Raw genomic sequence first — 12,087 nt, forward strand, 5'->3', positions numbered from 1 at the left:
TTCAGCGCTGCTGCGTAAAACGGACGATCGCCGAGTATGCGACCTCCTCGTCCCTCATCGGGTCGTAAGACCCGGTGGAGACCAGGTCGAAAGTTCCGGGATCACGTCCGCGATAGATCCTCTTCACGAAGACTCGATCATCTGGCAGCCAAACGACGCAAACCTTTCCGAGCCACTCGTCCGGCACGCCATGGACGCGTTCGTCATAGTAGATCAGCCACTGGTCCTCGGCGACGCCCGGCATGGAGTCGCCCTGCACGCGCACCGCGACTAGTCCGCTGGACGACCTCGGCGGCCGTTCCGCCCGGTCAGAGCCGCCCTGCTCTTCCCCGTGGTAGATGACGCGGCCGCCAGCGCCGACGTCCCCCACTACTGTCACTTCGTCGAGCGTGGTCACCAGCGCGCCGGCATCCACGCCGAGCGCCTTGGCCGCGCGCTCGATCCAGACGTCGGACAGACGCCGCGATCCGCCTTCGAGCTTCGCGAGCTGATTGCGTGTCGTACCCATGAGGCCTGCGAGATAGTCCTGCGACCACCCGCGATCCTGCCGCAGCCGTGCGAGGTTATTCGCCATGTGGCGATGAGTGCCCAAAGTGGGCCCTCGGGGACAGAGCACAAGGTGGGCACAGTTCCCGATTGACGTTGTGCCCATCATGGGCATATATCTTCGGCATGCAGCTGGACGCCTTCATTCGCGAGAGATCGCTGTCCGACGAGGGGTTCGCCCAGATCCTCGGGGACGACGTGTCGGAGTGGGCGGTTCGGAAGTGGCGGTACGGCCAGCGCATTCCGCGCCCTGCCATGCAGCAGCGCATCGCGAAGGCGACCGAGGGCAAAGTAACGCCCAACGACTTCCTCGAAGCAGTCATGGCCTCGGACCAGCGCCGTGAAGAGGCGGCTGCGAAGCGCGCAGCGGCGCTGCCGGAGCAGGCCGCGTGATGGGCGCCGATCGCAACTTCCCGCTCGACGCCGAGCAGATCGTGCGGCTGGCCGGATCGATGCTCGCCGAGATCCTCAACGCATCCCGGCATCCAGATAGCCGCCCGGTCGATGCCGAGCAGCTGACGATGAAGTTCGGAGCCGCGACCGGCGTGCCCCTCCCGATCGTGGGGGAAGGCTACGGGCGCGTGCTCCTGCCCTACGGCGTCACGCCTTCCACTGACCAGCTCGAGCGGTGGCCTGCTGGAGGACCTCATGCACTCTAGCGTGCGCCTTGGCGACCACGTCCTCTTCCCTCGTGTTCCCGGGGAGTTTGACGGTGACGCGGAAGCTCCAGCCCGTCTCCCAGAACACGAATTCGGCGAGCCATTCACCGAGCGATCCGCTTCCGGCGCTGGGCCTCTCCAGCTTGGCCAGCGCTGCGCTGACCGGCTTTTCCTCGGACATCTGAGCTCCTTGGTTCGTGTCGCAACGACCAAGGTAGCGGCGCGGGCGGTGGGCGTCACCGCGACGGTGATGGGTGGCACCGCCCGCGCTCGTACGATCGCAGGGAGCGCCGGGTGATGCGCCGCGCGCTGTTCCTCGCCGCGACGCTCGTCCTGGCCGGCTGCCAGGACGACCGCGGGTCGCTGAAACAGGTCGACACCGGAAATCCGGACGCTCCCGCATTCCTGCTGGGCACGGTCGACGGTTGCCGCGTCTGGCGCCTGCGCGATCGCGGGGCCGCCCGACAAGGAGAAGGACGACAAGTTCACGTACCAATCCATGCCCGGCGTCGGCATGGTGGCGCTGCACCCGACCGATCCGGACAAGTCCCGGGTCATCATCGCAGGACAGCAGCCGCGGCCGATGACAGCCGAGGAATCGGAGCAGTTCGGCAAGGGCTTCTACGACGCGAATGGAACGCCGCACGTCCCGAAGGCGGGTGTCAGCGTCAACGTCGACACGAAGGGCGCGGGCAAGTTCACGGAGAAGGCGAACGAGCTCCAGGCCAAGCGGTACGCCGAGATGGTTGAAGCCGCTGACAACGCGGTTCCGCTGCGGTCGGACATCGACGCCATGGCCAACCTCGCCGGGCAGATCAACACGGGCAAGCTGGCGGAGGCCCGCCTTGGCCTCGCGCAGTACGCCCAGGCGGCCGGGCTCGACAGCGTCGCGGCCGGACTGACCGGCGGGAAGATGGGCGAAATGGAGGCCTTCACGGCGCTCGCGGACAAGCTCACCCCGCGGATGCGCGTGCCGGGTTCGGGCTCGACCTCGGACAGTGAGGGACGGGCCTTCCGCAACTCGCTGCCGTCGCTCCTGAAGACCCCGGGGGGCAACGCGATTATTGCCGACACCTTCCGCGGGCTGGCCGACTATCAGGCCCAAGCCGGGGAGATCGCCGGGAAGGCGCTGCGCGGTGAAATCAGCCAGGGCGAGGCTGATCAGGCGATCCGTGCGCTGCCGAGCCCGTATGCGCGGCTGAAGGCCTTCCGGTCCGAGGCTGGGACATCCGCCCCGGCGCCCACTGATCAGGTCGCCCGCGGCGCTGATCGCATCGCGCTGCCGCAGGGGTATACTGCGGCCCGGGCGCTCGCCGAAGCCAGGTCGGCGATCGCGGCCGGGAAGGACAAGGCCGTCATCGCGCAGCGCATGCGCGCCTACGGCATCGACCCCGCAAGGCTTGATTGATGGCCGGTCTCTTCGACGACGTCCCCGACGCTGCTCCGGTCGCCGCAGCGGCGCCGGCCGCTAAGGGCGGTGGCCTGTTCGATGATGTGCCGGACGCTGCCCCGGCCTCCGCCGCCTCACCGTCCGTGGCCGCCGACGTTGCACAGTCTGCCGGGGCGGGCATCATCCGGGGCGCCGCCGGTCTCGCCGATCTGCCGCAGACCCTCTACGGCCTTGCCGACGCGGGAGCCGGGTATCTCGCCAAGCAGACGGCGCGCGGGTTGACCTATGTCGGTCTCCCGGAGCCGGCTTCGGACCGCGGTGTGGACACGCGCATACACGGCGCGGTCCCGTCGCCGGCCGACCTTCCGCATCCGGGCGCAACAGCCGTCCAGGCGCTCGAAGATGCCACCGGCAAGCTGTATCAGCCCCAGACGGCTGCCGGTCGCTACGCCGGTACCATCACCGAGTTCGTTCCGGGTGCCGGTGGCGCGAAGCTTCTGGAGGGTGGAGCAGCTGCCGCGGCGAAGGCCGTCGGCTCGCGCGTGGTCGCTCCCGCCGTCGTGAGCGAGACAGCAGGCGAGGCGACCAAGGGGACCGCGGCCGAACCGTGGGCCCGCGCCATTGGTGCGCTGGTCACGGGAGCCGGACTGCACGCGATGCAGCGGGAAGGTTCTGCGGAACGGGCTTTCGATCGCGCGGCCGGCACGATCACACCCGAGGAGTTCGGGCGCGTGCAGTCCCTGGTGTCCGACGCCAAGGGTCGCGGTGTCGATCTCACGTGGCCGGAGGCGTTGCAGCAGGTGGTCGGCCCGCGCCGGATCGGCGACCTGTTGCGCGTCGTCGAGGGACAGGGCGGCCTCCAGGACTTCTTCGCCGCCCGCCCAGATCAGATCAAGGCGGCCGGGCAAGCCGGGCTAGATACGGTGGGACCGGTCGCGGCAAGCCCGACACGCCTCGCCGACGATGTCCACGCAGCTGCGACCGCCGGTGTCGCGAGCACTCCCGAGGGTCAGGGCGTCATTCGGGCGACCCAGGCTGCCGGACCGCGCGTGACGCCCGACCAAGCCGGACAGGTGATCCAGCGCCAGATGCGCGGCGTCGCGGACGCGCGCGAGGCGACGCGGGCGCAGCAGGCCGCCACGGATTATGATGCGGCCCGCGCGGCGCCGGAGCGCGTCGGCATTGACCGCACCGTGACCGTGGAGCGTCCGGGTGAGCCGGTTGTGACGCCCGCGCAGTACAGCCGCCCGCAGTTCACCGACGCCGCGCCTCGTCCGCTTGATCCGCCGCCGACCGTGGAGTCGCAGGCCTCGGCCGGCCCCGAGAGTCTCGGCCGGTTCATCGCCCGCAACGGCGGCTTGCCGCTCGAAGGCGACGTGACCGCGACCGACCTGCACCGGTTCAACATCCCGGGCCTGGGCAACGTGGCCCGGTCGGGCGGCAAATCGATCGACAACTTCTGGCGCGAGCGCCTGATCGAGGAGGGCTACTTCCGGCCGGACGCCGACGGTGGCATGGCGCGGGACATCTCCTCCGAGCTGCTGCGCAAGCTTCAGAACGAGCAGCGCGGCTATCCCTCGTATCCGATGGGTGCCGAGCGCGTGGCGGCGGCCGAGCGATCGCGCCCCGGGCAGGTGCAGGACGAGTATCGGGTAGCGTTGTCGGAGGCGGAGAGCCGGCTGGACGCGGACCTGCAGAAGTCCGGCGTCGATCCGGGATCGTTGCACCCCGACGTGCGCTCCCGGACGCTCGGCGCCATGATGCGCGGCGAGACCGCCGATCCGCTCGATGCCTACGAGCGGGTCGTGAACGGGATGCGCGAGGGGCCCGAGCCCTTCGTGAAGGGCACGACGGTGCAGGAGGAGATCTCCGCGCCGCGGTTCGGGCAAGTCGATCCCCAGCCGGCGCTCGACGCGCTCGACCGGCAGATCCGGACGGCCAAGGGTGACGTTCGCTCCTCGCTGGAAGGCATCCGTCGCGACCTCTACGAGAACGGCACCGATCCCACCTCAGGCGTGCGCGAGACCGATCTGAGCGTCGAGGGTCTGCTGCACGCCCGCGAGCGCATCGACCAGCACATCGAGGCCGCCCGCACGGACGGCGATGCGACGAAGGTCCGCGATCTCACCGTGGTGCGCTCGGCCCTGGATGGCCAGCTCAAGCAGGCGCCAGAGGTTGCTACGGCGGACGCGAACTTCGCGGCTAACTCGCGCCCGCTGGACGCCTTCGGCGGAGACACGCCGCTCGGGCAGGTCACGGCCCGCAACGATTTGACGGGCCGCATGGGTGTGCCCGCCGAGCAGGTGCCTGGCCGCCTTGAGGGCGCGACGGCGACGCGCGAGCTACTGGCGAACGCCACCCCGGCGGCCCGGCGCGCCTTCCAGGACCGCGAGGTGACCCGGATCCTCGACACGGCCGGACGGTCCGAAGGTGGCCTGTCGGTCGAGGCGCTCCGGCGCGGCATCCGTGACAACGAAGATGTCCTCGCGCAGCTGCCGGAGGCGCGTGGCCGGTTGAGCCGTCTCGCGCATGCCTATGCTGCACGTGAGACGATCATGAACTCGCCACTCGGGCGCCTCGCGAAGCGGCCGGACCTGAAGGGTGCGTTCGACGTCCTGTTCCCGACGAAGCCCGTCGAAGGCACGGCGGCCGAGATCGGCGAAGCGGTGAGCACCATCGCCCGGAGCAACCCGGTCGCGGCGCGGCAGGTCGTGCGATCCTACCTCGGGACCGAGTTCGCCGAGGCGACGCAGCGGCTCCAGTCCGGTCCGAACCAGGCGGGCGGGGCTAAGTTCGCGGCCAAGGTCCAGGCCAATGGATTGCAGTCGGACGGGCTGCGGGCCGCGATCCAGGCGTTGCCGAACGGTGCCGCGATCGACCGAGGGTTCTCCCGGCTGATGGAGATCTTCGAGGCGACGGGCCAGAGGCAAGTTGTAGGGTCGCGGACGAGTTTCAACAACGAAGCGTTGGCCGAGCTGAAGAACGGCGGCGCAACTGATGAGGTAGCTCGCGCCGCGCTCACTGGCGGCTTCAAGATCCCGACACGCGTGCTGGATCAGATGCAGGCGTGGCGGCTCGGCAAGAACCTCGACAGGCTGGCAGAGCTGATGACCTCGGTGGAAGGCGGGCGGCGCCTCGCCCAGCTATCCGAGGCGAAGCCCGGCGCTGCCACCATCGCCCTGCTCGATCGCATGGTGCGGCTGACGGCGCACGGCGCGCAGTCGGGCGAAGCGTCGGCCGGCCCGGTACGGTAGCCCTGAAAAGCGACCGCGTAGCACCGAGCGGATGCGTCCAAGCCGATCGGCGATCCGGGTGAGAACGGCAGTGCCGAACGCCACCAGGATGGTCGCGAAGACGGGCATCACCACGTAGGCGATCGGCTGTTGCACCTCGGCGGGACGGTTCGGATCACCTATGCCCAGCATGACGTACGACAGCCACGTGATGGCGGCGATCTGGCCGAGCTTCCACGCCGCCTGCGTCATCGTCAGCTCCGACGCAGCTCGGCCTTGAAGGCGTCGCGGCGCTGATCCTGGGTCGTCCGGCACTGAATATAGGCTGGGCTGCCGGGCTCAGCACCGTAGCTCTTGCAGATCGCGTCGTCTTTCGCCGCGATCTCGGCGGGCTCCATCAGAAACTCTCCTCGCCCCGGCTGGCGGGCAGAGTTGCAGGCGCCCAGCACGGCACAGGCGGCGATCAGGATGGCGATGCGTGTCATGGTCTCGTCCTCGCGGCGACGTGACCATGGCGGACGGCGCGTGTCGATGTCCGGCGGGACACAACCTCGTTAAATTGCAGCTACGAACCGCGATTCTTCAGTCAGAATGTTAACCATTCTTGCGGCGGATCGTCAGCAACGTATTAGCTTTTCTCCAGATCCAAAAGATTTTTAGTGCTGATAACAATATTGTAATTAGAGCCTTTGAAGCCACCAAAATCGGAAAATCTAGATATCGTGCCCCCGAGAGAAATCCTTACCACGGACTGCGTAAGTTCTTCTGCTAATTTTCGAAATTCGACCTCGTGTATATCTTCAATAGTTATCGATCCGATGCTTATGATCGAATGATGAGAATTTTCACGACAAAGATCAATCAGCTTTTTTTCATTTAGGCCAATCATTTGTATAAGTTTTCTCAATTTGTCAGATACCGTGTATTTCAATTCAAATCTTGAAATATCGAGCGCGAGTTGATCGAAATTGGTCCTCAATGAGCCGCGCCCTCCCACTGCTCTTTGCAACGACGTGAAGGCAAATCTTAATTGAGAGGGCTGTGACGCTATGATGGCGTTTAGATTGCCAATAGGCTGTGGTAAGTTTCTGAAACCCATATTAGAGTGACAGATGGGCAGTACCGGTATTTCTGCTGCGCCGCTTCTTTGTGCTATGGCATTTCTTATCCAGACGGCTCCTAATTCAAAGTTGATCCAAGGCCTCTTTACAGATATTGGGCTAATCAGATACGCGGCTCCAATGCAATCTATAAGACCTTCTTCGATTTTCTGCAAAAAATTGGTCCCAGCGGGTATACTAAGGCCATCGGATGAGACGAAAACTTTGACAAAACCGCTAAATTCATTTTCAATTGCTTCTTGAAATAGGGTGGCGAGCTCCTTTTCCTCTGTTATATGTGAAAGAAATATAGTTTTTTCGGCCATTTTGTTATCCGGTTTGCGTTACAAGATTACCTGAGCCGTTCCACTTCGGTGGAGGAGTTGGAATTCGCCATCTTTCTTACTGAAGGAAGCTGCTCATCACTTCCTGCCTGCGCTCGCTGATGGTTTGCCTGACCGCGGTCAGCCAAGCCTCGGCCTGTTTCTGTCGCGCGACCACTCGGCGATACCGCCTTGCGGCGTCCGGCTCGTTTGGCTCGTCGGACACGCGAACATCGGCCGCGTCGTCGGGAACGGGCTGAGGTTTTGGGACCCTCTGCGCACCGAGGCATGTTTCCGCCTGTTTGAATGCGCTGGCGAGGATAGTTGTTACGTCAGGTGGGCCAAGTCCGCGGGAGGGTGGCGAGCCTGGCAGTGCTGTTACTATAGCTGCGTCTCTGATAGTCCTCTCGCTTACCGAGCCCGAAACTATTGGCAGACTTTGGGCGCACGCGTCGAGCTTCACAAGCTCTGACAAGCTACCGACGCGCTTGCGAAGGCTATCAATCTCAGCCTGCGCTTCTGGAGGAAATTGGGCCGCAGCACCGGGAGGGCCTTGCGGGCCGACGTCGCCCTTCGTCCCAGGATCGCCCTTTGGCCCGGGCAGCCCCGCGCTGCCGGCAGATGGCGCTTGCGGAACCGGTGCCAGGGCCGCCACGATGCGCGGGGGCCAGTAGAGTAGCGCCACAAAAATAAACGCAAGAATGTATATGCGGCTAGCATATTTGTTTAATCCGAACGGCGCACTAGCTTCCGCTGAATTTCGCGAGCCTGCCAAAGATATAAGATTGTACAGCATAGCCCACAAGCACAATGCTATTGATAGAAATACCGACAACTCTATCGGTATATATGAGAAATATCCGAACGCCCATTGGAGTGGTGAAAAGATAGCAGAACTAACGGTTGCGTAGAAAGAGATCGTGTCACGTGACACATCAAGGTTCCTGCGCCAGGAGCGTCCCGAACGTGGACGAGCGCAGCCGTTCCGTGTAGCGTCAGCGACACGACGGGTCCGACCGTTGCTCTACAGCCCCCGCAGAGCTGGCACTCTGCGGGGGCGCCCCACTCTACAGAAACGTGGCCGCTCCACCAGAGCGCTGCCGCAGTGTTCCCACCGGCGACTGGCCCCTTGACCTGACAGGCGAACGGCCGCAAAAGCCGAGCGTCCAGACAAGCGCGCGAGCGATCGGCAGCGCTGCCCACGAGCCCCGCCCCGAGCGGGGCTTTTTCGTTTCCGGACCCCGACAGCATGACGATTTCCTGGCCGCTCTCGCGGCAGCAGGTGCTCGACCAGAACGGGCGCCCGATCCTCGACGTGCGCGCCTTCTTCTACGAGGCTGGCACGACGGCGGTGATGCCGGTCTACGCCGACCCCGGCCTGGTCCAGCCGCTGCCGTCGCCTGTCGTTCCAGATGCAACCGGTCGCTTCCCGCGCGTCTACCTGCCGGTTGGGCTCTACCGCGAGGTCGTGTTCTCGCTCTCGATCGGGACGTTCTGGGACGACAATGGGCTCGGCGTGGCCCCGCCGGAGGACGGTGAGGTTGGGTCCGGCAGTGGTGGCTCGACCCCGCCGACCGACATGTCGGTCTACTTCTCGACCGGCGACGTGAAGTGGCGCGTCGACAACGGACTGTATCCCGGCTTCGTCCGGATGAACGGCAAGACGATCGGCGGCGTCGGGTCGGGCGCCACGGAGTTCGCGGACGTCTCGACCAAGGCGCTGTTCCTGTACCTGTGGAACAGCTTCCCCGATTCCATCGCGCCGGTCGTCGGCGGGCGCGGCTCGACGGCGGGGGGCGATTTCGAGGCCGGGCGCCAGATCACGCTCCCGGACATGCGCGGCACGGTCCAGGCCGGCCTTGACGACATGGGCGCGTCGGCCTCGCTCCGGCTGCAGGTGGCGGTCGCCCTCCAGATCTCCGCCGGATCGAATGATGCCTCGGTCGCGGCGCCCGACGGGCTCGCGATCGGCATGGGGGTGTACGGCGACGGCGTCGCCAAGGGCAGCACGATCCTCGACATCGAGGGGACGTCGGTCACGCTCTCGGTGCCGGCGACGTTGAGCGGGACCGTGATCGCCCGCTTCGGCGCCATGGATGCACAGCAGCCGGGTGCCAGCGGCGGCAAGCAGGAGCAGACGCTCGAGAACCGCAACCTGCCGGTGAACATGCCGGATGGCGTGGCGGCCGTGACCTTCCCGTCCCAGACCTACGCGCGCAACGCGAACATCGCCACGGCATCGCTCACGACGGCCAGCGGCGCGAGCCCGGTCCAGAACCTGCTCCAGGATCTAAAGACCGACCAGACCACGCCGCCGTCGGTCAACCCGCAGAACAACCCGGTCACGACGGTGAACGCCAACGGCGGCGTTCCGGTGATGACCGTGCAGCCGACCTGCGTCGGCACGTTCTACATGAAGCTCTGAGGCGGCGGCGATGGGCTTCCTCAACGCGCTAGGCACCGTCTCACGGCGGAGCCGCTGGCGGCGCCCGCTGCTGTTCTACGATTTCGACGCGGGCGGCCTTCACGACGTCACCGACGCCACGCTCAGCCTGACGCTGTTTCGCGAGGATCCGAACCGGGTGCCGCACCGCTTCGGCCCCGAGCACGCTGTCGGGTGCTGGCCAGGTTCGACGCCTCCGCTCGTCGTCACCTCCGACGACGGCAACAGCTACCTGCTCCCCGACGGCGCGAACCGGGGCAAGCTCGACGTCCCCGCCACCCTCGTCGCTACGGTGCCCGAGGGTCTGTACTGGGCCAGCATCATCGCGACCTTCCCCGACGGCTCGTTCGTCGAGGTGCTGTGCGAGGCGGTGCGGTTTGCCGGCCCTGCTCTGCCGCCGCCGCCGCTGAGCCCGTTCCTGACCGCCGATTCCGGATTGGGATCGGACACGGGCGAGCCTGGCAATGGCGCCGTGCTCGGCGGCCTCGCGGTCCAGCTCGACCCGACGCTCACCGCCGATTCCGGCCTCGCGATCGACAGCCCGACGCCGGTGAACGGCTTGGGCGCCGACGATCCCCCGATCAACGCCCCCCTGACCTAACTGAACAGGAGCGCACCGTGCGCATGTCCCGTTTCCTCCTGGCCGCCCTGGCCGGGCTCTCCCTGGCTGCCGGTATCCAGCGTGCCGAGGCGGCGCCGGCACCCTGCAACCCGTTCACCGCGTTCCCGCTCGCCTTCAACCTCGGATCGGGACTGAACACGGGCGACGGCGAGACGGTGCGGTGCTCGCTCGGTAAGATCGGGCTGGCCATGGCGGCCTCGCAGGCCTCGATCGCCGCCGTCCAGTCCAGCGCGCAACAGGCGCTCACGACCAGGCTGGCCAACACCGCCAACGACCTGTCGGCCGGCTCCTTCGCGGGTCTCGGGAGCCACATCCCGTTCGGCAACACGGACGCCAAGCACTACGTCTACTCGCACCGCGACGACAATCAGCCGTCCCTGCTCGGGACAGCGGCGTCCGTGCGCAACACGCCCGGCTCCGGCACGTTCGGGCCCGGCGCGGCCGATTTCGCGCACTTCTTCTCGGCCACCAAGGACGGCTGGTCGACGAGCATCGGCTCCTCGGCTGGCGAGGGCGAGATCGATACGATCTACGTCATCAACCGGCAGGGTAAGAAGGGTGACGCAGCCGGCGTGCTAGTCGACGTGGCCAAGCGGCGCGATCTTCTGAGCCAGCAGGGCGCCGACGAGAACGGCGGCCTCCTCGGCTACGAGCTCGGCGCCGCGCTCTACAACGCCGGCGGCCAGCCCTATCACGAGGTGCACAATTACGGCGCGTTCATCGAGGGGCCGGGCGGCATCTCGCAGGGCGCTGGCTACGGCAACCTGTCGACCTCGTTCCGCGGTCGGCAGTTCGCCGCGTTCGGAGCCTCCGTACTGCCCGGCGCCGCCCCGAACGCAGGCTTCCAGCGCTTCGGCTTCCTCGACACGACGGGTGCAGCCGACGGCTCGGGCATCATCTGGCAGGTGGACAGCCTCGGGCGCGGCTACTCGGGCCTTCCGAACTCGCGAGTGACCTACGGCTACCAGCCCGGCATCGACACCTTCACCTTCACGGACGAGAACAATGCCGTTTTGGCCGCGGTCGGGCGCACGTCGAAGGTGCTCACGGGCGTTGGCGGACTCCAGGTCGGCAGCGGTTCGATCACAAGCTTCACCAACGCCGTGACTGCCAGTGCGACGGTGCCGAATCTAACCTCGCTCGGCGTGACGGATCTCACTGCGCTGTCGATCACGGGCGCCCAGCCTGGCGACATGGTCACTGTCTCGACCGTCGCCGCGGATAGTGGCCTTTCGGGCTACCGCCTCTCTGGCGTGGTGACCGCCGCGAACGCTGTGACCATTCGAGTGCAGAACCTCAACAGCGTCACAGCGGGTGGCGCGAACATCCAGTTCACCGCGAAAGTCGAGCGGTTCCGGTAACCGCCCCACACGTCCGAGCCGACCGCGCCGCCTCCGGGCGGTTTTTTTACGCCCGAAGGACACCGGATGATCCTGCGCCGCTCCGCGCGGGCCGCTCTCGCCTGGCTCGCGCTGGTGGGATCGGCCTCGCTCGCCCAGGCCGAGACAGCCTCCTGGTACGGCTCCGGCCACCGCACCGCGAACGGCGAGCGGTTCGCGGCCGACGGCCTGACCGCGGCGCATCGCTCTCTCCCCTTCGGCACCCGAGTGCGTGTGACCTACGGCGCCCGCTCGGTGGTCGTGCGGATCAACGACCGCGGGCCCTTCGTCGCCGGCCGGGCGATCGACCTCTCGCGCGGCGCGGCCCGGGCCATCGGCCTGTCGGGCGTCGGCCGCGTCCACCTCGCCATCCTCTGATCCGGAGATCCGCC

Annotated in this window: 12 protein-coding genes; 8 read left to right on the forward strand and 4 right to left on the reverse strand. The window is 66.5% G+C overall.

Translation table 11 applies throughout. The features are described from left to right. Nucleotide 1: 1 nt before the first annotated feature. Nucleotides 2-574 carry an XRE family transcriptional regulator gene (locus PQI07_RS06540; RefSeq protein WP_274926302.1) on the reverse strand — a complete coding sequence of 191 codons (573 nt, stop codon included), beginning with the start codon at nucleotides 572-574 and terminating at the stop codon, nucleotides 2-4. 98 nt (nucleotides 575-672) lie between these two features. Between PQI07_RS06540 and PQI07_RS06545 the strand changes: the two genes are divergently transcribed. From PQI07_RS06545 to PQI07_RS06560, 4 genes are all read left to right on the forward strand, one after another. Beyond that, complete coding sequence (locus tag PQI07_RS06545; RefSeq protein WP_274926303.1) at nucleotides 673-939, forward strand: helix-turn-helix domain-containing protein; 267 nt, start codon at nucleotides 673-675, stop codon at nucleotides 937-939. After that, a complete protein-coding gene (locus PQI07_RS06550) occupies nucleotides 939-1,205 on the forward strand; it encodes a hypothetical protein (RefSeq protein WP_274926304.1) in 267 nt (88 codons plus the stop codon). Before PQI07_RS06545 ends, PQI07_RS06550 begins: the two co-directional genes overlap by 1 nt. Nucleotides 1,206-1,704: 499 nt before the next feature. Next, complete coding sequence (locus PQI07_RS06555) at nucleotides 1,705-2,613, forward strand: hypothetical protein (protein WP_274926305.1); 909 nt, start codon at nucleotides 1,705-1,707, stop codon at nucleotides 2,611-2,613. Then, nucleotides 2,613-5,849 (forward strand): hypothetical protein, encoded by a 3,237-nt coding sequence (locus PQI07_RS06560; protein ID WP_274926306.1) that lies wholly within the window; start codon nucleotides 2,613-2,615, stop codon nucleotides 5,847-5,849. Before PQI07_RS06555 ends, PQI07_RS06560 begins: the two co-directional genes overlap by 1 nt. Here the strand turns inward: PQI07_RS06560 and PQI07_RS06565 are convergent. From PQI07_RS06565 to PQI07_RS06575, 3 genes are all read right to left on the reverse strand, one after another. Further along, on the reverse strand, nucleotides 5,739-6,080 hold the full coding sequence (locus PQI07_RS06565; RefSeq protein ID WP_274926307.1) for a hypothetical protein: 342 nt from the start codon (nucleotides 6,078-6,080) through the stop codon (nucleotides 5,739-5,741). The genes PQI07_RS06560 and PQI07_RS06565 overlap by 111 nt on opposite strands. 2 nt (nucleotides 6,081-6,082) lie before the next feature. Beyond that, entirely contained in the window at nucleotides 6,083-6,313 is a 231-nt protein-coding gene (locus tag PQI07_RS06570) for a hypothetical protein (protein WP_274926308.1), read from the reverse strand. A gap of 143 nt (nucleotides 6,314-6,456) precedes the next feature. Beyond that, nucleotides 6,457-7,254, reverse strand: coding sequence for a toll/interleukin-1 receptor domain-containing protein (locus PQI07_RS06575; RefSeq protein ID WP_274926309.1), 798 nt, complete (start codon nucleotides 7,252-7,254; stop codon nucleotides 6,457-6,459). 1,246 nt (nucleotides 7,255-8,500) lie between these two features. Here PQI07_RS06575 and PQI07_RS06580 point away from each other — a divergent pair. The 4 genes from PQI07_RS06580 (at nucleotide 8,501) to PQI07_RS06595 (ending at nucleotide 12,073) form a co-directional block, all read left to right on the forward strand. Further along, nucleotides 8,501-9,676 (forward strand): hypothetical protein, encoded by a 1,176-nt coding sequence (locus tag PQI07_RS06580; protein WP_274926310.1) that lies wholly within the window; start codon nucleotides 8,501-8,503, stop codon nucleotides 9,674-9,676. A gap of 10 nt (nucleotides 9,677-9,686) precedes the next feature. Beyond that, nucleotides 9,687-10,295 (forward strand): hypothetical protein, encoded by a 609-nt coding sequence (locus PQI07_RS06585; protein WP_274926311.1) that lies wholly within the window; start codon nucleotides 9,687-9,689, stop codon nucleotides 10,293-10,295. A gap of 23 nt (nucleotides 10,296-10,318) precedes the next feature. Continuing rightward, nucleotides 10,319-11,677 (forward strand): hypothetical protein, encoded by a 1,359-nt coding sequence (locus PQI07_RS06590; RefSeq protein ID WP_274926312.1) that lies wholly within the window; start codon nucleotides 10,319-10,321, stop codon nucleotides 11,675-11,677. A gap of 66 nt (nucleotides 11,678-11,743) precedes the next feature. Next, complete coding sequence (locus PQI07_RS06595; protein ID WP_274926313.1) at nucleotides 11,744-12,073, forward strand: septal ring lytic transglycosylase RlpA family protein; 330 nt, start codon at nucleotides 11,744-11,746, stop codon at nucleotides 12,071-12,073. Nucleotides 12,074-12,087 lie beyond the last annotated feature (14 nt).

This window comes from Methylobacterium sp. 092160098-2, from assembly GCF_028920805.1.
In the GTDB taxonomy this organism is placed as follows: Bacteria; Pseudomonadota; Alphaproteobacteria; order Rhizobiales; family Beijerinckiaceae; genus Methylobacterium; species Methylobacterium fujisawaense.

Coding starts and splice junctions, on each gene's coding strand:
- PQI07_RS06585 (WP_274926311.1), top strand. CDS start 9,687: ATGGGCTTCCTCAACGCGCTAGGCACCGTCTCACGGCGGAGCCGCTGG.
- PQI07_RS06545 (WP_274926303.1), top strand. CDS start 673: ATGCAGCTGGACGCCTTCATTCGCGAGAGATCGCTGTCCGACGAGGGG.
- PQI07_RS06575 (WP_274926309.1), bottom strand. CDS start 7,254: ATGGCCGAAAAAACTATATTTCTTTCACATATAACAGAGGAAAAGGAG.
- PQI07_RS06565 (WP_274926307.1), bottom strand. CDS start 6,080: ATGACGCAGGCGGCGTGGAAGCTCGGCCAGATCGCCGCCATCACGTGG.
- PQI07_RS06580 (WP_274926310.1), top strand. CDS start 8,501: ATGACGATTTCCTGGCCGCTCTCGCGGCAGCAGGTGCTCGACCAGAAC.
- PQI07_RS06595 (WP_274926313.1), top strand. CDS start 11,744: ATGATCCTGCGCCGCTCCGCGCGGGCCGCTCTCGCCTGGCTCGCGCTG.
- PQI07_RS06590 (WP_274926312.1), top strand. CDS start 10,319: ATGTCCCGTTTCCTCCTGGCCGCCCTGGCCGGGCTCTCCCTGGCTGCC.
- PQI07_RS06570 (WP_274926308.1), bottom strand. CDS start 6,313: ATGACACGCATCGCCATCCTGATCGCCGCCTGTGCCGTGCTGGGCGCC.
- PQI07_RS06550 (WP_274926304.1), top strand. CDS start 939: ATGGGCGCCGATCGCAACTTCCCGCTCGACGCCGAGCAGATCGTGCGG.
- PQI07_RS06540 (WP_274926302.1), bottom strand. CDS start 574: ATGGCGAATAACCTCGCACGGCTGCGGCAGGATCGCGGGTGGTCGCAG.
- PQI07_RS06555 (WP_274926305.1), top strand. CDS start 1,705: ATGCCCGGCGTCGGCATGGTGGCGCTGCACCCGACCGATCCGGACAAG.
- PQI07_RS06560 (WP_274926306.1), top strand. CDS start 2,613: ATGGCCGGTCTCTTCGACGACGTCCCCGACGCTGCTCCGGTCGCCGCA.